A 20441-nucleotide genomic window follows, 5' to 3' on the forward strand; every position below is an offset into this window, starting at 1 on the left:
GCTATCATACCCCGCGAATCGATCCCGCGCAGAACGGAGTACCCCAATGACACCTTTTAGCCTCGTTTATCCCCTGCATGTCCTGTCCGCCTTAGTATGGGTCGGCGGCATGTTTTTCGCCTGGATGGTCCTGCGCCCCGCGGCTGTGAAGGCCCTCGACGGACCTGCCCGACTGACCTTGTGGGTGGAAGTGTTTCAAGGTTTTTTTCGCTGGGTCTGGGTCGCGGTGATCCTGTTGCCGATCAGCGGCGTGGGCATGTTGCATCTGCAGCAGGTCGGGTTTGAGACCGCGCCGAAGTATGTGCAGGTGATGATCGGGTTGTACGTGGTAATGACGGCGCTGTTTATCCGGATTCAGGGGTTGATGCTGCCGGAATTGCGCACGGCGGTGGACGCGAAGGACTGGCCGGCGGGTGCGGCGGTACTGGGGCGAATTCGCCGGGTAGTGGGGATTAATTTGATTGTGGGGTTGGTGCTGGTGGCGATTGCTGCGGCGAGGCCGTGATCGTTCCCACGCTCTGCGTGGGAATGCCGCAAGGGACGCTCCGCGTCCAGTGACGCGGAGCGTCACTGGCTGTGTTCCCACGCAGAGCGTGGGAACAATCAGTAAAAGCGCTTACAAGCGCTGCACCGTCACCGCACCCGCCGCCCCCACCGGCCCAGGCTGTCCATCCGCCCCGGCCTTGCCGCTCTTGCCGCCATCGGCGCGATACACCAGGCAGCCCTTGGACTTGCCGCCCTTCCCTGCCTTACCGCCAACACCCGCCGGGCCACCGGCACCGCCAGCCACGTTGACCTTGATCAAATCGGCCGGAAACTCGCGTGGCACTTCCAGGCGCACTAGCGCACCCGGTGCACCGGGCTGACCGTCGCTACCGTTACTGCCATCAAAACCATGACCAGCCGAGCCATACGTACAGCCCGGGTCTTCACCGTTGCCGCCATCCAGACCGACAAAACCCGGCGCACCGGTGCCGCCACGGGCATCGACCAACAGTTGCGGCGCATTCAACGCCTTGAATTGCAGATTCAAATTGCGCCCGGCACGCGCAGCTTTTTCGTAGGTGCCCGGCGCGCCGCGCGCAGTGATCTGACTGCCATCGCTCAACTCGGCGCGAAGCACCTTCAGGTCCAGCGCCTGTTCGCCCGGAACGATCGCAATGCGCGCTTCATGACCAAGGCGCAGTTCACCGACGCTCAACTCGGTCACGTTGGCAGGAATCAACAGCGTGCCGTAATCGGCGACTTCCAGTTTTTCCAGCTGCAAGGTGCTGGCGGTGTTGGGCAAACGCATCAGCGAATTGGTTTCGACACTGACCACCTGGGCGCAGGCCAAAGGACTGATGAATGCAGCGAGCAGGCAAAGTTTACGCATGGGAAGAAGCCTCCGGAGCGGCCGGGGCCGGGATGGTTTGCAGGTGGAATACGCCGAACAGCAGAATGCGGCCACGGTCACGCCAAGGGTGCGGACGGCCTTTGAGGCTGCGATTGCACAGCAGCACTTCGAATACATGGATCAGCAACAGCAGACCACCGGCCAGATTGACCAGCAGGTGCAGCGGATGTACGAACGGCACCAGTTGATTGGCCAGCACCACGCAGCAGAACAGCAGGGTCAACAAACGCCCCAGCCCCCAGAACAGTTTCATACGCTCCCCCGTGTTGCGAATTATTCTTTGGGCGCACAGTAACGGCTTCTGCGGGGGATAAGCCAGAGGGGAAAATGAAAAAACTTCGCTGCACCGCCAAATGGCTGCCGGAACGACGATGATCGCCGCCCGGCAGCTCTAGCCTGCGCCCTTCAGACGCGTCCTAACGATTGATGTGCAACTCCACGCGACGGTTTTGCGCGCGTCCCTCGTCGCTGGCGTTGTCGGCCACCGGTTCGCTTTCCCCGCGACCTTCACTGGTGAGTTTGTTCGGTGCCAGGCCCTGGCTCAGCAGATACGCCGCAACACTGCTCGCGCGCCGTTCCGACAAGGCCTGGTTATACGCATCCGAGCCTTTGCTGTCGGTATGCCCGATGACCTTGATGCTCACCACGTCAGCATTGCGCAGCTTGTCCATCAGCGTATCGAGCTGGGCTTTCGCCGCCGGAGTCAGGTCGGACTTGTCGAAATCGAACAGCACGTTGCCGGCATCGCTGAGGGTAATCACCTCAGTCTGCGGCGCTGGTTCTGGTACTTTTTCGGTGACTGGATATTGCGGCAGCGGGCAACCGCGGTGATCGACCGGGGTATTTTGCGGAGTGTCCGGGCAACGGTCGCGGCGGTCGAATACGCCGTCGTCATCCTCATCGCCGTCCTGGGCATAACAGATCAGTCCGCCGGTCAGAATCCCCAGCGCTGCGCCGCCACCGGCCCAGCCGCCACTTTCAATGGCGCCGAGACCGCCACCGACCAGCCCGCCGATAAGGCTGCAGATCGGCCACGTACGTTGATTGAGGGGGGCAGTGCCATCGCTGTGGGTGGCGCAACCGGTGAGCAAGCTGCCTAGCAGTAGTACCGGCAAGACGGACCTTGAGAAAACACTCATTGTGAAAGCTCCTGTGTCACCGGCCCATACCGGTTACACAGGAGTAAAGACCCGCATCCGCGACTGCACAAGCCGCGGATGCGAGAGGTCTAGCGGACGATTTTGATTTCGGTACGACGGTTTTGCGCGCGACCATCAGCCGATTTGTTATCGGCCACAGGCTGGCTTTCACCCAGACCGGACACCGACACGAAGCTGGCACGCGGTACGCCCTGCTGGATCAGGTACTCAACCACCGAGTGCGCACGACGATCCGACAGTTTCTTGTTGTAGGCATCGCTGCCGACACTGTCGGTGTGACCGGTCACGGTCAGTTGTGCGGTGGAGGACTCCTGTTTCAGGCGCGTGGCGACCTTGTCGAGCACTTGTTTGTCAGGACCGGTCAGCGTGGCTTTGTCGAACTGGAAGTGCACATCACGAATGACGATGGTTTCTTCCTTGACCACTACAGCTTCTTCAACCACGGGAGCAGGCGCAGGTGGAGGGCAACCGTCAGCATCGACCTGCACGCCTTTAGGCGTATGCGGGCACTTGTCGCGACTGTCCGGCACGCCATCGCCGTCTTCGTCGCCATCACCGTGAACCCAGCAATAGGCCGCTGCCGTACCACCGACCACCAGCGCACCATACCCTGCCCACGCCGAGCTCTCGGTGGCGCCGAGACCGGCACCGACGACACCACCGACCGCCGCACAGGTCGGCCAGTCGGTTTTCTGCAAACCTGCGCAACCAGTCAACACACTGGTTAGCAGAATCAAAGGTAATGCTGTCCGAACTATGCTCATCTGGTTTTCTCCTGAGGGATCGGCTTAGAACCGATTCAGGGAGTAAAGACCGGAGTTTTAATCTCCGCCAGCAATAGGCCACTGCTGTTTGCGACAGTGTTCACAGGACTTTGGCGCTTTGCCCGCAAACCAGCGGAACAGGGCACTTTGCCCGCGCGTTCAGGCAGGCTAGTCTTGGCGATCTGATTGAGGAGCTTCGATGAACGCTGCTATTTCTTCGCGCACGCCGCAACAGGCGTTGGCCGCTTTGCTGGATCGCTACGCCCCGGCACGTTTGTTGTTGATTGGCGCCAGCGAGTTTCCGGCGCTGAGCGCTTTCAAAGCGGCGCATCCGGACTGTGCCGTGGCCCATGCTGCGCCTGGCGCGTTACCGGTTGAGCTCGCCGCCCAGCGTTTCGACCTGGCGCTGGTGGTCGATTGCCTGGAACATCTGCCCAAGCGCGATGGCCTGAACCTGTTGGGCGGGATTCGCAATTTGAACGCCAGCCGCATCGCCGTGCTGGCGGATCTGGCAGCCTGTGGCTGGCAGGAAACCGACTTTTATTCGCTGGCCCTGCAAGCCAGCGAGCGCTTCAAGCGCGACGATCAAGTGTTGACGCTGTTCACCTACGATCTGCTTGAATACAAACAAGTCCCCGACTGGCTCAACTCACGGTTCTGGGCCAATCCGGAAAACTTCGGCAAATACTGGTGGTAATGCAATGAGTACAGCCATTTGCCCGTGCGGCAGCGGCAATCTGCTGGAAGCCTGCTGCGGCCATTATCACGCAGGACTCCCGGCCCCGTGCGCCGAGGCCCTGATGCGTTCGCGCTACAGCGCCTATGTACTGGGGCTGATCGACTATCTGGTGGCGACCACCCTGCCCGCCCAGCAAGCGGGCCTGGATCGCCAGTCGATCAGCAACTGGAGCGCGCAGAGCACCTGGCTGGGCCTTGAGGTGGAGCATTCGGAAGTCTTCGGCGGCCAGCCGGAACACGCCTTTGTCACCTTTACGGCGCGCTGGCATGACAGTCAGGGCGAGCACAGCCATCGCGAGCGTTCCTCGTTTGTGCAGAACACCGGGCGCTGGTACTTCATCGACCCGACGGTGCAGATGAAGCTAGGGCGCAATGACAGTTGCCCGTGCGCGAGTGGGCAGAAGTTCAAGAAATGCTGTGCGGGGTATTTTGGCGCTTAAGATCAAAAGATCGCAGCCTGCGGCAGCTCCTACATGAGATTGCGTACCCTGTAGGAGGTGCCGAAGGCTGCGATCTTTTAGCGTCTAGACTGGCACCAAAGGGAGTTAAACCATGCTCGGTCGTCGGCGCACCTGCCAATGCTTCATTCTGATGCTGATCCTGAACCTCGGCGGCTGCGCCTCGTGGTTCAGCGACGACAGCGTCGACCCCGCCGTGCATCTGGTGAAAGTTGAAGTGGTGCGCGCCAAACTGCTCGAACAAAAATTCATCCTGCACTTTCGCATCGACAACCCCAACGACAGCGACCTGACCGTGCGCGGCCTCGAATACCGCATTCATCTGGCAGACATGCTGCTGGCCGAGGGCGAGCATGAACACTGGTTCACGGTGGGACCCAAACGCAGTGCCTATTTCAAAGTACCGATCCGCACCAACCTGTGGCCGAAGGTAAAAGACGTGGTGAAAATGCTGAAAAGTCCGACCCAGCAGATCCCCTATCGCTTGCAGGGTGAAATGGAAACCGGTTTATTCATCGCTCACTACGTGCACCTTGAGCGCAATGGCGTGATAATCCCCGCCGATTTTATTCCGGAGCAATACCGATGACCCAGCAACCTCATGTCCATGGCCCTGACTGCAACCACGATCATGATCATGACCATCACCACGATCATGACCACGGCCACGTCCACGGCCCGAACTGCGGCCACGCCCACCAGGAACCGGTGCGCAACGCCCTGAAAGACGTCGGCCGCAACGACCCTTGCCCATGCGGCAACGGCAAGAAATTCAAAAAGTGCCACGGCGCTTGATGCTCAAGGCGAAGACCTTCTTCGCCTGACACACCGCTATCGCGAGCAGGCTCGCTGCCACCGTTGATCTGCACTGAACACATTTTTTGTGGACATCTGCAGGCCCTGTGGGAGCTGGCTTGCCAGCGATGAGGCCGGCACATTCAACATTGATGTCGCCTGTTACTCCGCCATCGCTGCGATGCGGCGTTCCGACAAGCCAGCTCCCACAGGTTTATCAGTCGGCTGCCAAAATCAGGGCAGCACTGACCACCGTCGCATACTCCCCGTGCAAATTCCCCAGCGACATCGCGTGCACCTCTTCAGCCGTGCGCAGCGTTCCGAAATAATCGGCCTTGTCGAAGGTAAAGCACGCATCCTCCGCCACCCACGTATCAAACCCCAGGTTGCCCGCCGAGCGCGCCGTTGACTCAACCGAGTTATGGGTCGCCACGCCCACGATGATCAGTTGCCCGACTCCTGCCCCACGCAACTGCGCCTCCAAGCCGCTGGCACAAAACGCATCCGGCACCTGTTTCTGAATCAGCCATTCGCCGTCCTGCGGCAAAAACCGCTGCTGAAACTCAACGCCTTCCTGCTCGGGCCAAAACACCGAATCAGGCTCGCGCGACAGGTGCTGCACATGAATCGCCGGCCTTGAGCTACGCCGCCAAAACCCCAGCAGATCAAGAATCCGTTCCTCGGCCAGAGGATTATTGCGTCGCCCCAGACGCGGCTGCAGGATGCCTTTTTGCTGGTCGATGATGATCAGTGCTGCATTGGCCTGAAGCTCCATGGCGATTTTTCTCACGCGGGGTCATTGAATTCTGCGCAGTTCAGCATCACCTCTTGCTACTAAGCAAGCTATCGAACGCACACAGGACGACCTGACGCCGGCGTTTGCTGTTCGCACGCACGTCCATTTCAGCTTCGGAGTTTTCCATGATCGACCTGTATTACTGGACCACCCCCAACGGCCACAAGATCTCGCTGTTCCTCGAAGAGGCCGGCCTGCCGTACAACGTGCACCCGATCAACATCAGTCAGGGTGAGCAGTTCCAGCCGCACTTTCTGAAGATCGCCCCGAACAACCGCATCCCGGCCATCGTCGACCATGAACCGGCCGATGGCGGTGAGCCGTTGTCGTTGTTCGAATCCGGGGCGATTCTTTTGTATCTGGCGGAGAAGACCGGGAAGTTTCTGCCCAAGGATCTGCGCGGTCGGCAAACGGCGTTGCAGTGGCTGTTCTGGCAGATGGGCGGATTGGGGCCGATGGCCGGGCAAAATCATCACTTCAGCCAGTTCGCCCCGGAGAAAATCCCTTACGCGATCAAGCGCTACATCGACGAGACCGCACGTTTATACGGCGTATTGAACAAGCAACTGGCCGATAACGAATTTGTGGCGGGCAGTGAATACAGCATTGCCGACATGGCGATTTACCCGTGGATCGTTTCGCATAAATGGCAGAGCCAGAATCTTGAGGATTTCCCGCATGTGCAGCGCTGGTTCAACCACATCAAGGATCGCCCGGCGACGGTGAAGGCGTATGCGCTGGTGCAGAAAATCAATCCGCCGAAATCCTGAACCAACCGATTTGTAAGGCTGTTGAGTAAAAACTGTGGCGAGGGAATTTATCCCCGACCGGCTGCGTAGCAGTCGCAAAACCTGCAAATGCGGTTTAACTGGCAGACCGCGTTAACCGGATCAGGGCCGCTTCGCAGCCCGTCGGGGATAAATCCCCTCACCACAAGTACTGGGCTCGACTTCCAGGTTGCTGTTTATCAGACAAATCCTGAAATAACCCCCGCCCCCGCTTGCGCGGCATCCTCCTGCTCACTAACGTAGCGCCTTTACTGACGCTACCCCCCGCAGGAGCTTTGCCATGGCCTCGCCAGCCCTCACACATTTTCTTCCCCGGTTCGGCGTTGCCGCAGCAGTGGCCGGTGTTTTGGGCCTGTCCGGTTGCCAGACCTGGAACGCTCAGGACACCCTCCCGCCGACCTCCGGCGTGCAACCGCTCAAGGGCCTGGCGCAGAACGTGTCGGTGCGACGCAATGCCATGGGCATACCGTTGATCGAAAGTAATACCTTCCACGACGCGCTGTTCAGCCTCGGCTACGTCCACGCCAGCGATCGCATCAACCAGATGGTTACCTTGCGCCTGCTGGCTCAGGGCCGTCTGGCGGAAATGTCCGGTGCGTCGATGCTCGATGCTGACCGCTACATGCGTGCGGTCAACCTGAAGAAAAGCGCCAGCGAGCTGTATAAAGCCTCGTCGCCACGCCTCAAGCGCTTCTTCGAAGTCTACGCGCGGGGCGTCAATGCCTACCTGTTCCGCTACGCCGACAAACTGCCGGGTGACCTCGCCTCCAGCGGCTACAAGCCCGAATACTGGAAACCCGAAGATTCGGCGCTGATTTTCGCCCTGCTGAATTTCAGCCAGTCGGCCAACCTGCCGGAAGAAATTTCCTCGCTGGTGCTCGCGCAAACCGTCACCACCGACAAACTCGCCTGGCTGACGCCGTCCGCTCCCGATGAAAACCTGCCGCTGGCCGAAGCCGACAAACTGCAAGGCCTCAAGCTCAACGGGCAGATCCCCGGCCTGACTGAACTGAGCAGCGCCAGCCAGCAATTGTCGGCGCTGAACCTGTTGGGCACGACGTCTTCGAACAACTGGGCGATCGCCCCGCAACGCAGCCGCAGCGGCAAGAGCATTCTGGCCAGCGATGCCCACGGGCCGCTGGCTGCGCCTTCGCTGTGGAGCTTCGTGCAGATCCGCGCACCGAAGTATCAGGCCGCCGGCGTCACCGTCGCCGGTTTGCCGATCGTACTCGGTGGTTTCAACGGCAAAGTGGCGTGGAGCATGACCAGCGTGCTCGGCGACAACCAGGACCTGTTTCTGGAAAAAATCCGTCGTCAGGGCAGCAGCCTGGCCTATGAGGTCAACGGCAAATGGCAGCCGCTGGGCGTGCGCAACGAAACCTACTTCGTCAAAGGCCAGCGACCGGTTCGCGAAGCGGTGTACGAAACCCGTCACGGTGCGCTGCTCAACAGCGTTCAGGCTGCCGCGCAAGGCAATGGTTTCGGCGTAGCGTTGCAGACGCCGAGCTTCACCGACGACAAGTCGCTGGACGCCTTTTTTGATCTGACCCGCGCTCAAACCGTTGAACGTGCATCGGACGCCAGCCGTGAAATTCGCGCCATCGCGCTGAATCTGGTGTTCGCCGACGCGAGCAACATTGGCTGGCAAGTCACCGGCCGCTACCCCAATCGCCGTGAAGGCGAAGGCCTGCTGCCCTCGCCGGGCTGGGAAGGTCGCTACGACTGGGACGGTTACGCCGACCCGATGCTGCACCCCTACGATCAGGACCCGGCGCAAGGCTGGCTCGGCACCGCCAACCAGCGCGTGATTCCTCACGGTTACGGCATGCAGCTGTCCAATTCCTGGGCCGCACCGGAGCGTGGCGAACGCCTGGCTGAACTGGCCGGCAGCGGCAAGCATGACAGCCGCAGCGTGATCGCCATGCAGTACGACCAGACCACCACGTTTGCTGCCAAGCTGAAGAAAGTCTTCGAAGCTCCGGGCATGAAGCAACCGCTGAAACAGGCGATAGATGCCCTGCCGGAAGCGGATCGCAGCAAGGCGCGCGAGGCTTTCACGCGGTTGATGGCGTTCGACGGCAAGCTCAGCCCGACCTCGGCGGACGCGGCGATTTATGAGCTGTTCCTGCAGGAAAGCATGAAGCAGATCTTCCTCGACGAGCTGGGTCCGGAATCGAGCCCGGCGTGGAAAGCGTTTATCGCCAACGGTGATTTGTCCTACGCGGCACAGGCCGATCACCTGCTGGGGCGTGAAGACAGTCCGTTCTGGGACGACATTCGCACGCCGCAGAAAGAAGACAAAGCGCTGATTCTCGCCCGCAGTCTGGCCGCCGCGATCAGCGCGGGCGACAGTCAATTGGGTGGCGATCACAAGGCTTGGCAGTGGGGCAAATTGCACAGCTATACTTGGAAAAACAGCAATGGCCAGAACGTGCGTGGCCCACTGGCGGCGGGTGGCGATCACACTACGTTGAACACCGCAGCGTTTGCCTGGGGCCAGGATTTCACCACCAACCGCGCACCTTCGATGCGTTTCATCGTCGACTTCGGTCAGACTGAACCGCTGATGGGCCAGAACGGTACAGGGCAATCGGGGAATCCGGTCAGCCCGAATTACGTGAACGGGATTGATGCGTGGCTGAAGGGGCAATACATCGGTTTGCCGATGCAGCCGCAGAACTTTGACCGGGTGTATGGCAAAACTCGTTTGACTCTTACCCCGGGCAAGTAACGGCAAGATCAAAAGATCGCAGCCTGCGGCAGCTCCTACACCGATCAATGTAGGAGCTGCCGAAGGCTGCGATCTTTTGCTTTTTACCCCCGCGAAAAAGTCGATAGAACTTCCAGCCCAGCGCCAGCCTCATAGCTAACAAGCCCCCCATTCTGGTAACGACATGGACCTTGTTATCGCGCGTCCCGAAGGTCTTTATTGCCCTGCGGGTGATTTCTACATCGACCCCTGGCGCCCCGTCGAGCGCTCGGTGATAACCCATGCTCACGGCGATCATGCCCGCACGGGCAATCAGCATTACCTTTCCAGCAGCGCCAGCGAAGGGATTTTGCGCGCGCGTCTGGGCCAGGACATCAACCTGCAAACCCTGGCCTACGGCCAGCGCCTGACCCACCACGGCGTCACCCTGAGTTTTCACCCCGCCGGCCACGTGCTCGGCTCCGCACAGGTGCGCCTCGAATACGGCGGTGAAGTCTGGGTTGCGTCCGGTGATTACAAGGTCGAGCCGGACGGCACCTGCGCGCCCTTCGAACCGGTGCGCTGCCATACCTTCATCACTGAATCGACCTTCGGCCTGCCGATCTATCGCTGGCAGCCCCAAGCGCAGATCTTCGCCGAGATCAATCAGTGGTGGACAGCCAACATCGCCGCCGGCAAGGCCAGCGTGCTGTTCTGCTATTCGTTCGGCAAGGCCCAGCGGATTCTTCACGGCATCGACGAAAGCCTCGGGCCGATTCTCAGCCATGGTGCGGTCGAGCCGCTGAACCGGGTGTACCGCGAAGCAGGCGTGTATCTGCCGCCGACGATTTACGCCGGTGACGTCAGCAAAAATGATCCGCTCATGCGTCAGGCTTTGGTCATCGCCCCACCCTCGGCCGGCGGCAGTAGCTGGATGCGCCGCTTTGGCGACTTCAGCGATGCCTTCGCCAGTGGCTGGATGCGCTTGCGCGGCACCCGCCGGCGGCGCGGCGTCGATCGCGGTTTCGTGCTCTCCGATCACGCCGACTGGCCCGGCCTGTTATGGGCGATCAACCAGACCGGCGCCGAACGGGTGATGGTCACGCACGGCTCGATCGGCGTGCTAGTGCGCCATCTGCGCGAGCAAGGCCTCGATGCCCAAGGCTTCAACACTGAATATGGCGATGACGAGGAAGACAACATCGCCGCCGAACCCACTGTCGCCGAGACGCCAACATGAAAGCCTTCGCCGAGTTGTACGCCGAGCTCGACGCCACCACTTCAAGCAACGCCAAACTGGCAGCGATGCAAGCTTACTTCGCCCAAGCGGCGCCGCAGGACGCGGCGTGGGCGGTGTACTTTTTGTCCGGTGGACGGCCTCGACAATTGGTGCCGGTGCGCATCCTGCGCGAGATTGCCGTGGGGATGTCGGGCCTCGAACCGTGGCTGTTCGAAGAGAGTTATCAGTCAGTCGGCGATCTGGCGGAAACCATTTCGCTGGTGCTTCCGGAAAACCTGCACAGCTCCGACGCCGGCCTCGCCGAATGGATTGAAGACAAACTGCTGCCATTGCGCGGTGAAACCCCGGAGTTCCTCTCGCGCCAGTTGCCTGATCTGTGGACACAACTGGATCGGTCGAGCCTGATGCTGTGCATCAAACTGATCACCGGCAGCTTTCGCGTCGGCGTGTCGAAATTGCTCGTCACCCGCGCGCTGGCATCGATGGCCGGCCTGGACAGCAAACGCGTGGCACAACGGCTGGTGGGTTACACCGATCTGTCGAACCGCCCGAACGCCGCCAGCTACCTGAAACTGATCGCACCGGAATCGGCTGATGAACATGCCCAGCGCGGCGGTCAGCCCTACCCGTTTTTCCTCGCCCACGCGTTGTCGCAACCGGTTGAAGAATTTGAAGCGCTGATCGGCCCGGCCAGTAATTGGCAGATTGAATGGAAATGGGATGGCATCCGCGCGCAAGTGGTCAAGCGCGACGGCAAATTGTGGGTATGGTCACGCGGCGAGGAACTGGTCACCGAGCGTTTTCCCGAACTGGATGTGCTGGTGCACGGCTTGCCCGATGGCACGGTGATCGACGGCGAAATCGTTGTGTGGAAAAGCACTCACCCGACCACCGAAGATGCCTTCGATCCGCAATCGACAGAGCCGCCAGCGGTGCAGCCATTCGCCCTGCTGCAACAGCGCATCGGCCGCAAAACCCTCGACAAGAAAATCCTCGAAGAGGTGCCGGTGGTGGTGCTCGCCTACGATTTGCTGGAATGGCAGGGCGAGGACTGGCGCAATCAGCCACAGGCCAAACGCCGAGCACAATTGGAAGAGGTCATCGCGCGCTGTAACAGTCCGGTGTTACTGCCCTCGCCCGTGCTGACCGGCAGCGACTGGTTCGACCTTGCCCGCCAGCGCGAGGCCTCCCGGCGTTTGGGCGTCGAAGGGATGATGCTCAAGGCGCGCGATTCGCTGTACGGCGTCGGCCGCACCAAGGACATGGGCGTCTGGTGGAAGTGGAAGGTTGATCCGTTCAGCGTCGATGCGGTGTTGATTTATGCGCAACGCGGCCACGGGCGCCGGGCCAGTCTGTACAGCGATTACACCTTTGCCGTGTGGGACGGCCCACCGGAATCGAGCCAACGGGCGCTGGTGCCGTTCGCCAAGGCGTATTCGGGACTGACGGATGCGGAGATGCGTCAGGTCGACAGCATTGTGCGCAAGACCACGGTGGAGAAATTTGGGCCGGTAAGTAGCGTGAAACCGAGTTTGGTGTTTGAACTGGGCTTCGAAGGCATCGCTCTGTCGCGGCGGCACAAGAGCGGAATTGCCGTGCGTTTTCCGAGGATGTTGCGCTGGCGCCAGGATAAAACCGTCGATGAAGCGGACAGCCTCGCGACCCTGCAAGACCTGTTGGCCTGACCTTCTTTCTCAGGCGATAAATATCCCCTGTGGCGAGGGGATTTATCCCCGATGGGCTGCGAAGCGGCCCCCTGCAATTCCCCCTGAATACCGTGAATTCAGGTTTTGCGACTGCTGCGCAGCCGATCGGGGATAAATCCCCTCGCCACAGATAAATCCCTGCACCACAGGGAAATCACATCCCGCAAAACCTGGGGTTTGATCCGAAAGGGTGCAACGAAATCGCAATGCCCATTTCCGGGCATTCCATCCCCCTCGCCGCCCCCCGCCCAACCTTTTAAAACACTTGTTCGGGACTATGGTTCGGAAATTGCTACTTTCTATAGGTCGTACGCGTTCCAGTAACAATAATTCTGCGCCACAAGCGCTCATATTGGTTCTTAGGGATTGAATAATGAAAAAAGCATTGCTGACCCTTTCTGCACTGGCGTTGTGCATGGCCGCTGGCTCCGCGCTGGCCAAGGAATACAAAGAGCTGCGCTTTGGCGTTGACCCTTCGTATGCACCGTTTGAGTCGAAAGCGGCCGACGGCAGCCTGGTGGGCTTCGACATCGACCTGGGCAACGCGATTTGCGCCGAACTGAAGGTCAAGTGCAAGTGGGTCGAAAGTGACTTCGACGGCATGATTCCGGGCCTCAAAGCCAACAAATTCGACGGTGTGATCTCGTCGATGACCGTGACCCCGGCCCGCGAGAAAGTCATCGACTTCTCCAGCGAGCTGTTCTCCGGCCCGACGGCTTACGTGTCGAAAAAAGGTTCGGGTATCACCGCAGACGTTGCGTCGCTGAAGGGTAAAACCGTCGGCTACGAGCAAGGCACCATTCAAGAAGCCTACGCCAAAGCCGTGCTGGACAAGGCCGGCGTGAAAACCCAGGCCTATCAGAACCAGGATCAGGTGTACTCCGACCTGACGTCCGGCCGTCTCGACGCCGGTATCCAGGACATGCTGCAAGCCGAACTGGGCTTCTTGAAGTCGCCACAAGGCGCCGACTATGACGTCAGCAAGCCGGTCGACAACGAATTGCTGCCAGCCAAGACCGCTGTCGGTATTAAGAAAGGTAACACTGAGCTGAAGGCGCTTTTAGATAAAGGTATCAAAGCGTTACACGACGACGGCAAATACGCCGAGATTCAAAAGAAACACTTTGGCGATCTGGTTCTGTACAGCGGCAAATAATGCCTCGGCGCCCATCCTTGATGGGCGCCTTTTCCATCCGCTCAGGTTGCTGATTTATGTTCGAAACCCTCCTGCAAAATCTGGGGCTCTCCGCCTTCAGCCTCAAGGGCTTTGGTCCTTTGCTGTTGGAAGGCACCTGGATGACCATCAAATTATCGGCGTTGTCGCTGCTGGTGGCCGTGTTGCTCGGCCTGCTCGGCGCCAGTGCCAAACTGTCAAAAATCAAACTGGTGCGCCTGCCCGCCCAGCTCTACACCACGCTGATTCGCGGGGTGCCGGATCTGGTGCTGATGCTGCTGATTTTCTACAGCTTGCAAACCTGGCTGACGTCCCTGACCGACTACATGGAATGGGAATACATCGAGATCAACCCGTTCAGCGCCGGGGTGCTGACCCTGGGCTTCATTTATGGCGCGTATTTCACCGAGACATTTCGTGGCGCGATCCTCGCGGTGCCGCGCGGTCAGGTTGAAGCTGCGACCGCGTATGGCCTCAAACGCGGCCAGCGCTTTCGTTACGTGGTGTTCCCGCAAATGATGCGTTTCGCCCTGCCGGGTATCGGTAACAACTGGATGGTGATGCTCAAAGCGACCGCGCTGGTGTCAATCATTGGCCTCGCAGATCTGGTCAAAGCCGCGCAAGACGCCGGTAAGAGCACCTATCAACTGTTTTACTTTCTGGTCCTTGCCGCGTTGATTTACCTGCTGATCACCAGTGCATCGAACTTCATCCTGCGCTGGCTCGAACGCCGTTATGCCGCCGGTTCCCGGGAGGCCGTACGATGATCGAACTTCTGCAGGAATACTGGCGCGCTTTCCTTTATACCGACGGCCAGAACATCACCGGGCTGGCGATGACGATGTGGCTGCTCACGGCCTCAATCGTTATTGGTTTCCTTGTGTCGATTCCGTTGTCGATCGCGCGGGTGTCGCCGCATTTCTACATTCGCTGGCCGGTGCAGTTCTACACCTACCTGTTCCGCGGCACGCCGCTGTATATCCAGTTGCTGATTTGCTACACCGGGATCTACAGCCTTGCCGCCGTGCGCGCGCAGCCGATTCTCGACAGTTTCTTTCGCGACGCGATGAACTGCACGATCCTCGCTTTCGCCCTCAACACCTGCGCCTACACCACGGAGATTTTCGCCGGGGCGATCCGCAGCATGAACCACGGCGAAGTCGAAGCGGCCAAGGCCTATGGTCTGACAGGCTGGAAGTTGTATGCCTACGTGATCATGCCGTCGGCCTTACGCCGTTCGTTGCCTTACTACAGCAACGAAGTGATCCTGATGCTGCACTCGACCACCGTGGCTTTCACCGCGACCATCCCCGACATCCTGAAAGTCGCGCGGGACGCCAACTCGGCGACGTTCCTGACCTTTCAGTCGTTCGGTATCGCCGCGCTGATCTACCTGACCATTACCTTTGCGCTGGTCGGCCTGTTCCGCCTTGCCGAACGCCGATGGCTGGCCTTCCTCGGCCCGACTCACTAGGACCGGCCCCAGAAAAAAGAGATGCCAATGCGCCACCTGATCCATGACTTGCTGGCCCCGCTGCCGGGGACCGCACGACAGATCCACAGCTTCCACTTCGGCCCGGAGCAGGCCAAGGGCAAGGTCTACATTCAGTCCTCGCTGCATGCCGACGAGCTGCCGGGCATGCTCGTCGCCTGGCACCTCAAACAGCGGCTGGCCGAACTGGAAGCCGCCGGCCGCCTGCGCAGCCAAATCGTGCTGGTGCCAGTGGCCAACCCGGTCGGCCTCGAACAAGTGCTGATGGACGTGCCCCTGGGTCGTTACGAACTGGAGAGCGGGCAGAACTTCAACCGCTGGTTTGTCGACCTCAGTGAAGAGATCGGCAACGCCATCGAGGGCAAGCTGAACGACGATCCGCAGCACAACCTCGAACTGATCCGCACGCATCTGCGCGATGCCCTCGCCCGCCAGACCGCCAGCACCCAACTGCAATCCCAGCGCCTGACCCTGCAACGCCTGGCCTGCGACGCGGATATGGTGCTCGACTTGCACTGCGACTTCGAATCAGTGGTGCACCTTTACACCACGCCCGAAGCGTGGCCGCAGGTCGAACCGCTGGCGCGCTACATCGAATCCCAGGCAAGCCTGCTGGCCACCGATTCCGGCGGCCAGTCGTTCGACGAATGTTTCACCCTGTTGTGGTGGCAACTGAAGGAACGTTTCGGCGAACACTTCGAGATTCCGCTGGGCAGTTTTTCCGTGACCGTCGAGTTGCGCGGTCAGGGTGACGTCACCCATCCGCTGGCCAGCCGCGACTGCCAGGCGTTGATCGACTACTTGATTCAGTCCGATGCGATCGTTGGTGAAACCAAACCGCAGCCGCCGCTGCCGTATCCCGCCACGCCACTGGCGGGTGTGGAGCCGGTGATCACGCCGGTCGGCGGGCTGCTGGTGTACACGGCGGTGGCCGGCCAGTACCTGGAAGCCGGACAGCAGATCGCCGAAATCATCGACCCGATCAACGATCGGATCACCCCCATTCATTGCACCGCCGCCGGTCTGCTATACGCCCGCTCGCTGCGCCGCATGGCCACTGCCGGCATGGTCATCGCCCACGTGGCGGGCGCCGAAGCCTACCGCAGCGGCTACCTACTTTCGCCTTGAGGATGTCTGTCCCATGTACAAACTGACCGTTGAAGGCCTGCACAAAAGCTATGGCGATCATCAGGTGCTCAAAGGCGTTTCGCTCAAGGCCAAAACCGGCGACGTGATCAGCCTGATCGGCGCCAGCGGCTCGGGCAAAAGCACCTTTTTGCGCTGCATCAACTTTCTCGAACAACCCAACGACGGCGCCATGAGCCTCGATGGCCAGACGATCCGCATGGTCACCGACCGTCACGGCATGCACGTCGCCGACGCCGATGAACTGCAACGTTTGCGCACGCGTCTGGCAATGGTGTTCCAGCATTTCAACCTGTGGAGCCACATGACCGTGCTGGAAAACATCACCATGGCCCCGCGCCGGGTGCTGGGTTGCAGCAAACAGGAGGCCGACGAGCGCGCCCGGCGTTATCTGGACAAGGTCGGTTTGCCGGCGCGGGTGGCGGATCAGTACCCGGCGTTTTTGTCGGGCGGTCAGCAACAGCGCGTGGCAATTGCCCGGGCGTTGGCGATGGAGCCGGAAGTCATGCTGTTTGACGAACCGACTTCAGCGCTCGATCCGGAGTTGGTCGGGGAAGTGTTGAAGGTGATTCAAGGTCTGGCTGAAGAAGGCCGAACCATGATCATGGTGACCCACGAGATGAGCTTCGCCCGCAAGGTTTCCAGCCAGGTGCTGTTCCTGCACCAAGGCCTGGTGGAAGAAGAAGGCGCTCCCGAGGACGTGCTGGGCAACCCGAAAAGCGAGCGTCTCAAGCAATTCCTCAGCGGTAACCTGAAGTAACGTCTCGCTCATGTAGGAGCTGCCGCAGGCTGCGATCTTTTGATCTTGTTTTATAAAGACCAAAATCAAAAGATCGCAGCCTTCGGCAGCTCCTACACTGGCATCCTGATTAAACCTTTCGCTAACTGGCGTGGTCACTGGAAGAACACCTCCAGAGCGCGCGCAGCCGGCATGGCGAAATCTACCGACCACGCAAAAACCTGGTTCAGCGCCCGCGACTGGAAGCCGTTCGCCTTTCAGAAACAGGTCTGGGCAGCCGTCAAACGCGGCGAATCCGGGCTGCTGCATGCCAGCACCGGCGCCGGTAAAACCTATGCAGTGTGGTTCGCTGCGCTCAATCGCTTCGCCAAGCCCGCTGCCATTGTCGAAACCTCGCGCAAACGCAAATCACCGGCCGAACCGCTGACCGTGCTGTGGATCACGCCCATGCGCGCCCTCGCCGCCGACACCGCGCGAGCCTTGCAAACGCCCGTCGACGATCTGCAGATTCCGTGGAGCATCGGCCTGCGCACCGGCGACACCAGCAGCAGCGAACGCGCCCGCCAGAGCCGGCGCCAGCCGACCACGCTGATCACTACGCCGGAAAGCCTGACTTTGCTGCTGGCCCGCGCCGACGCGCAAATCGCGCTCTCGTCGCTACGCATGATCGTCGTTGATGAATGGCACGAACTGCTCGGCAACAAACGTGGTGTGCAACTGCAATTGGCCCTCGCCCGCCTGCGTCACTGGCAACCCGATCTGATCGTCTGGGGCGTTTCTGCAACCCTCGGTAACCAATCCCACGCCGAGCAGGTGCTGATCCCACAGGGCGGCGGCATCAGCGTGCAGGGTCAAAGCGAAAAGGCCTTGAAGGTCGACACCCTTGTCCCACCGTCCACCGAACGTTTTCCCTGGGCCGGGCACATCGGTCTGAAAATGCTGCCGCAGGTGGTTGCCGAGCTGGATGCCTGCGCCAGCACACTGGTGTTCACTAATACCCGGGCGCAGTCGGAAATCTGGTATCAGGCCTTGCTGGAGGCCCGGCCGGATTGGGCCGGGCTGATCGCACTGCATCACAGTTCACTGTCCCGTGACACCCGCGACTGGGTCGAAAAAGCCTTGAAGGACGGTCTTTTGAAAGCCGTGGTCTGCACGTCAAGTCTGGATCTGGGTGTGGACTTTCTACCGGTCGAACGGGTGCTGCAAATCGGCTCGGCCAAAGGTGTCGCACGCCTGATGCAGCGCGCCGGGCGCTCGGGGCACGCACCGGGGCGCACTTCGCGGGTGACGCTGGTGCCGACGCACAGTCTTGAACTGATCGAAGCCGCTGCCGCCCGCGACGCCGTAGAACAACGGCGTATCGAACCGCGCAGGTCACCGCACAAACCGCTCGATGTGCTGGTGCAGCATCTGGTCAGCATGGCTCTCGGTGGCGGTTTTCTGCCTGATAAGTTGTACGGAGAAGTCCGCAGTGCCTGGTCCTATCGCGATCTGACGCCTGCGGATTGGGCCTGGGCGCTGGCTTTCGTACGCCATGGCGGGATGTCTCTGACAGCTTATCCGGATTATCGCCGGGTCGAGCCGGACGAGCATGGTGTCTGGCGTGTGCCGGATGCGCGCCTGGCACGGCGCCATCGCATGAGCGTCGGCACCATCGTCAGCGACGCCAGCATTCAGTTGAAATTCTGGAGCAAGGGTGGCGGCGGCAAGCAGTTGGGCAGTGTTGAAGAAGGCTTTATTGCCCGGCTCAAACCTGGTGATGGATTTCTGTTCGCAGGGCGTTTGCTGGAGTTGGTGCGCGTTGAAAACATGACGGCTTACGTCAAACGCAGCACCGCGAAAAAAGCTGCTGTACCGCGCTGGAATGGTGGGCGAATGCCACTTTCCAACGAACTCGCAGAAGCCGTGGTCAAACGTTTCAGTGCTGCCGCGCAAGGTGAGTTTGCTGGCCCGGAAATGCAGGCCTTGCGACCATTGCTGGAAACACAGGTGCGCTGGTCGGGTTTGCCGACGACCGAAAACCTGTTGGCCGAGGTTCTGAAGTCCCGCGAGGGCTGGCATTTTTTCCTCTATCCCTTTGCCGGACGTCAGGTGCATTTGGGGCTGGCGAGCCTGCTGGCGTGGCGCGTCAGTCAGCGCCAGCCTGTGACGTTTTCCATCGCGGTGAATGATTACGGTCTGGAATTGCTCAGCGCCACGCCGATCGACTGGGCCGAGCATTTGAATGCCGAGCTGTTCAATGCTGATGATTTATTGATGGACGTTCTGGCCAGCCTGAACGCCGGCGAACTGGCCTTGCGACGCTTTCGCGAAATCGCCCGAATTGCCGGGCTGGTGTTCGCCGGCTATCCCGGCGCACCGAAAAGCACCCGACAGGTGCAGGCTTCCAGCGGACTGTTTTTTGAAGTGTTCAAACAATATGACGCCGATAACCTGTTGCTGGCGCAGGCCGGGGAAGAAGTCCTGCGTGAGGAACTGGATATTCGTCGCCTGGAACAGACACTGGAACGGATCAACGCGATGAAACTGGACGTGCATATGATCAAGCGTCCTACGCCTTTGGGGTTTCCGCTGTTGGTGGAACGTATGCGCGAAAGCATGAGCTCGGAAAAGCTCGCTGACCGGATCAGGCGGATGGTCGGTGATCTTGAGAAAAGCGCTGACAAGGGTGGCTTGCGATGAGCGCGCCCTACCCTGTGCGCCTGGCGGGAGAAGAGCTCTGGCTGTTGCCGGAAAAAGCCTTGTACTGGCCGGCGCAACAGGCGCTGCTGATCGCCGATGTGCATTTCGGCAAGGCCGCTGCCTATCGCAGCCTCGGCCAACCGGTTCCGCAAGGCACCACGGCGAGTAACATCGCGGTGATTGATCAACTGCTGGCGAAGCTGCCCTGTCGGCAATTGATATTTCTCGGCGACTTCCTTCACGGCCCCGGTTCGCATGCCTCGGGCACCTTGAGCGCCTTGGCGCAGTGGCGCTCACGCCACGTTGATCTGCCGATGACACTGATTCGCGGCAATCATGACAAGCGCGCCGGCGATCCACCCGCGTCATTGAACATTCGCGTGGTACCGGAGCCGCTGCTGCTGGGGCCTTTCGCCCTGCAGCATGAACCCGACCCGCATCCTGAAAGACACGTGCTGGCCGGCCACGTACATCCGGTCTATCGATTACACGGCATGGGCCGACAGAGCCTGCGGCTGGCGTGTTTCAGACTGGGTGAGCGCATTAGCCTGTTGCCGGCGTTTGGCGCGTTTACCGGCGGTTATCCGGTTGTGAGGGATGAAAGCTGCAAAATCTTTGTGATCGGCGACGACCAGGTATGGCCAGTCAATTGACGTTGTTGCTGATCTCAATCGACTG

The 20441-nt window shown here is 60.3% G+C and carries 21 protein-coding genes; 16 read left to right on the forward strand and 5 right to left on the reverse strand.

Features of this window, described 5'->3' with window-relative positions; genetic code table 11:
* Positions 1–46 precede the first annotated feature (46 nt).
* Positions 47–505, forward strand: coding sequence for a CopD family protein (locus tag EJA70_RS16435; protein WP_158832046.1), 459 nt, complete (start codon positions 47–49; stop codon positions 503–505).
* Positions 506–616: 111 nt separating this feature from the next.
* On the opposite strand, the gene EJA70_RS16440 is transcribed toward EJA70_RS16435, so the two are convergent.
* The 4 genes from EJA70_RS16440 to EJA70_RS16455 all read right to left on the reverse strand — a co-directional run bounded on the left by EJA70_RS16440 (position 617) and on the right by EJA70_RS16455 (position 3320).
* Positions 617–1375 (reverse strand): collagen-like protein, encoded by a 759-nt coding sequence (locus tag EJA70_RS16440; protein WP_158832048.1) that lies wholly within the window; start codon positions 1373–1375, stop codon positions 617–619.
* Positions 1368–1649 (reverse strand): DUF1145 domain-containing protein, encoded by a 282-nt coding sequence (locus tag EJA70_RS16445; RefSeq protein ID WP_158832050.1) that lies wholly within the window; start codon positions 1647–1649, stop codon positions 1368–1370. Before EJA70_RS16445 ends, EJA70_RS16440 begins: the two co-directional genes overlap by 8 nt.
* Positions 1650–1812: 163 nt before the next feature.
* Complete coding sequence (locus tag EJA70_RS16450; RefSeq protein WP_158832052.1) at positions 1813–2535, reverse strand: OmpA family protein; 723 nt, start codon at positions 2533–2535, stop codon at positions 1813–1815.
* Positions 2536–2624: 89 nt separating this feature from the next.
* Positions 2625–3320 (reverse strand): OmpA family protein, encoded by a 696-nt coding sequence (locus EJA70_RS16455; RefSeq protein WP_158832054.1) that lies wholly within the window; start codon positions 3318–3320, stop codon positions 2625–2627.
* 199 nt (positions 3321–3519) lie between these two features.
* Here EJA70_RS16455 and EJA70_RS16460 point away from each other — a divergent pair, with 199 nt between their 5' ends.
* From EJA70_RS16460 to EJA70_RS16475, 4 genes are all read left to right on the forward strand, one after another.
* On the forward strand, positions 3520–4017 hold the full coding sequence (locus EJA70_RS16460) for a DUF6231 family protein (RefSeq protein WP_158832056.1): 498 nt from the start codon (positions 3520–3522) through the stop codon (positions 4015–4017).
* Positions 4018–4021: 4 nt separating this feature from the next.
* Complete coding sequence (locus tag EJA70_RS16465; protein WP_045123197.1) at positions 4022–4498, forward strand: YchJ family protein; 477 nt, start codon at positions 4022–4024, stop codon at positions 4496–4498.
* Positions 4499–4610: 112 nt separating this feature from the next.
* A complete protein-coding gene (locus tag EJA70_RS16470) occupies positions 4611–5105 on the forward strand; it encodes an LEA type 2 family protein (protein WP_158832058.1) in 495 nt (164 codons plus the stop codon).
* Positions 5102–5311 carry an SEC-C metal-binding domain-containing protein gene (locus EJA70_RS16475; RefSeq protein WP_008083915.1) on the forward strand — a complete coding sequence of 70 codons (210 nt, stop codon included), beginning with the start codon at positions 5102–5104 and terminating at the stop codon, positions 5309–5311. The genes EJA70_RS16470 and EJA70_RS16475 overlap by 4 nt, the downstream gene beginning before the upstream one ends.
* A 217-nt stretch (positions 5312–5528) precedes the next feature.
* Here EJA70_RS16475 and EJA70_RS16480 read toward each other — a convergent pair whose 3' ends face one another.
* Positions 5529–6086 carry a cysteine hydrolase family protein gene (locus EJA70_RS16480; protein ID WP_158832090.1) on the reverse strand — a complete coding sequence of 186 codons (558 nt, stop codon included), beginning with the start codon at positions 6084–6086 and terminating at the stop codon, positions 5529–5531.
* Positions 6087–6232: 146 nt separating this feature from the next.
* On the opposite strand from EJA70_RS16480, the gene EJA70_RS16485 reads away from it, so the two are divergent.
* The 11 genes from EJA70_RS16485 to pdeM all read left to right on the forward strand — a co-directional run bounded on the left by EJA70_RS16485 (position 6233) and on the right by pdeM (position 20416).
* Positions 6233–6877 (forward strand): glutathione binding-like protein, encoded by a 645-nt coding sequence (locus tag EJA70_RS16485; RefSeq protein WP_095113859.1) that lies wholly within the window; start codon positions 6233–6235, stop codon positions 6875–6877.
* 298 nt (positions 6878–7175) lie between these two features.
* Complete coding sequence (locus tag EJA70_RS16490) at positions 7176–9626, forward strand: penicillin acylase family protein (RefSeq protein WP_158832060.1); 2451 nt, start codon at positions 7176–7178, stop codon at positions 9624–9626.
* A gap of 163 nt (positions 9627–9789) precedes the next feature.
* A complete protein-coding gene (locus EJA70_RS16495) occupies positions 9790–10824 on the forward strand; it encodes a ligase-associated DNA damage response exonuclease (protein WP_158832062.1) in 1035 nt (344 codons plus the stop codon).
* Complete coding sequence (locus EJA70_RS16500; protein ID WP_158832064.1) at positions 10821–12509, forward strand: ATP-dependent DNA ligase; 1689 nt, start codon at positions 10821–10823, stop codon at positions 12507–12509. Before EJA70_RS16495 ends, EJA70_RS16500 begins: the two co-directional genes overlap by 4 nt.
* A 394-nt stretch (positions 12510–12903) precedes the next feature.
* On the forward strand, positions 12904–13686 hold the full coding sequence (locus tag EJA70_RS16505; RefSeq protein ID WP_158832066.1) for a transporter substrate-binding domain-containing protein: 783 nt from the start codon (positions 12904–12906) through the stop codon (positions 13684–13686).
* Between the two features lie 56 nt (positions 13687–13742).
* Positions 13743–14471 carry an ABC transporter permease gene (locus EJA70_RS16510; RefSeq protein ID WP_008083898.1) on the forward strand — a complete coding sequence of 243 codons (729 nt, stop codon included), beginning with the start codon at positions 13743–13745 and terminating at the stop codon, positions 14469–14471.
* Positions 14468–15178: an ABC transporter permease gene (locus EJA70_RS16515; RefSeq protein ID WP_158832068.1), complete on the forward strand. Its 711-nt coding sequence runs from the start codon at positions 14468–14470 to the stop codon at positions 15176–15178. Before EJA70_RS16510 ends, EJA70_RS16515 begins: the two co-directional genes overlap by 4 nt.
* 27 nt (positions 15179–15205) lie before the next feature.
* On the forward strand, positions 15206–16324 hold the full coding sequence (locus EJA70_RS16520) for a succinylglutamate desuccinylase/aspartoacylase family protein (protein WP_158832070.1): 1119 nt from the start codon (positions 15206–15208) through the stop codon (positions 16322–16324).
* Between the two features lie 13 nt (positions 16325–16337).
* Entirely contained in the window at positions 16338–17102 is a 765-nt protein-coding gene (locus tag EJA70_RS16525; protein WP_158832072.1) for an ABC transporter ATP-binding protein, read from the forward strand.
* A 171-nt stretch (positions 17103–17273) separates the two neighbouring features.
* Positions 17274–19763, forward strand: a complete 2490-nt coding sequence (locus tag EJA70_RS16530; RefSeq protein WP_158832074.1) for a ligase-associated DNA damage response DEXH box helicase — start codon at positions 17274–17276, stop codon at positions 19761–19763.
* Positions 19760–20416: a ligase-associated DNA damage response endonuclease PdeM gene (gene pdeM / locus EJA70_RS16535; protein ID WP_158832076.1), complete on the forward strand. Its 657-nt coding sequence runs from the start codon at positions 19760–19762 to the stop codon at positions 20414–20416. The genes EJA70_RS16530 and pdeM overlap by 4 nt, the downstream gene beginning before the upstream one ends.
* Positions 20417–20441 lie beyond the last annotated feature (25 nt).

It is taken from the genome of Pseudomonas sp. PB103, assembly GCF_009764635.1.
Lineage (GTDB): Bacteria > Pseudomonadota > Gammaproteobacteria > Pseudomonadales > Pseudomonadaceae > Aquipseudomonas.

What these genes read in the sequence shown, in the direction of transcription:
- EJA70_RS16495 (WP_158832062.1), top strand. Translation starts at nt 9,790, where the DNA reads ATGGACCTTGTTATCGCGCGTCCCGAAGGTCTTTATTGCCCTGCGGGT.
- EJA70_RS16460 (WP_158832056.1), top strand. Translation starts at nt 3,520, where the DNA reads ATGAACGCTGCTATTTCTTCGCGCACGCCGCAACAGGCGTTGGCCGCT.
- EJA70_RS16505 (WP_158832066.1), top strand. Translation starts at nt 12,904, where the DNA reads ATGAAAAAAGCATTGCTGACCCTTTCTGCACTGGCGTTGTGCATGGCC.
- EJA70_RS16515 (WP_158832068.1), top strand. Translation starts at nt 14,468, where the DNA reads ATGATCGAACTTCTGCAGGAATACTGGCGCGCTTTCCTTTATACCGAC.
- EJA70_RS16520 (WP_158832070.1), top strand. Translation starts at nt 15,206, where the DNA reads ATGCGCCACCTGATCCATGACTTGCTGGCCCCGCTGCCGGGGACCGCA.
- EJA70_RS16450 (WP_158832052.1), bottom strand. Translation starts at nt 2,535, where the DNA reads ATGAGTGTTTTCTCAAGGTCCGTCTTGCCGGTACTACTGCTAGGCAGC.
- EJA70_RS16510 (WP_008083898.1), top strand. Translation starts at nt 13,743, where the DNA reads ATGTTCGAAACCCTCCTGCAAAATCTGGGGCTCTCCGCCTTCAGCCTC.
- EJA70_RS16445 (WP_158832050.1), bottom strand. Translation starts at nt 1,649, where the DNA reads ATGAAACTGTTCTGGGGGCTGGGGCGTTTGTTGACCCTGCTGTTCTGC.
- pdeM (WP_158832076.1), top strand. Translation starts at nt 19,760, where the DNA reads ATGAGCGCGCCCTACCCTGTGCGCCTGGCGGGAGAAGAGCTCTGGCTG.
- EJA70_RS16480 (WP_158832090.1), bottom strand. Translation starts at nt 6,086, where the DNA reads ATGGAGCTTCAGGCCAATGCAGCACTGATCATCATCGACCAGCAAAAA.
- EJA70_RS16490 (WP_158832060.1), top strand. Translation starts at nt 7,176, where the DNA reads ATGGCCTCGCCAGCCCTCACACATTTTCTTCCCCGGTTCGGCGTTGCC.
- EJA70_RS16475 (WP_008083915.1), top strand. Translation starts at nt 5,102, where the DNA reads ATGACCCAGCAACCTCATGTCCATGGCCCTGACTGCAACCACGATCAT.
- EJA70_RS16530 (WP_158832074.1), top strand. Translation starts at nt 17,274, where the DNA reads ATGGCGAAATCTACCGACCACGCAAAAACCTGGTTCAGCGCCCGCGAC.
- EJA70_RS16455 (WP_158832054.1), bottom strand. Translation starts at nt 3,320, where the DNA reads ATGAGCATAGTTCGGACAGCATTACCTTTGATTCTGCTAACCAGTGTG.
- EJA70_RS16470 (WP_158832058.1), top strand. Translation starts at nt 4,611, where the DNA reads ATGCTCGGTCGTCGGCGCACCTGCCAATGCTTCATTCTGATGCTGATC.
- EJA70_RS16525 (WP_158832072.1), top strand. Translation starts at nt 16,338, where the DNA reads ATGTACAAACTGACCGTTGAAGGCCTGCACAAAAGCTATGGCGATCAT.
- EJA70_RS16465 (WP_045123197.1), top strand. Translation starts at nt 4,022, where the DNA reads ATGAGTACAGCCATTTGCCCGTGCGGCAGCGGCAATCTGCTGGAAGCC.
- EJA70_RS16435 (WP_158832046.1), top strand. Translation starts at nt 47, where the DNA reads ATGACACCTTTTAGCCTCGTTTATCCCCTGCATGTCCTGTCCGCCTTA.
- EJA70_RS16485 (WP_095113859.1), top strand. Translation starts at nt 6,233, where the DNA reads ATGATCGACCTGTATTACTGGACCACCCCCAACGGCCACAAGATCTCG.
- EJA70_RS16440 (WP_158832048.1), bottom strand. Translation starts at nt 1,375, where the DNA reads ATGCGTAAACTTTGCCTGCTCGCTGCATTCATCAGTCCTTTGGCCTGC.
- EJA70_RS16500 (WP_158832064.1), top strand. Translation starts at nt 10,821, where the DNA reads ATGAAAGCCTTCGCCGAGTTGTACGCCGAGCTCGACGCCACCACTTCA.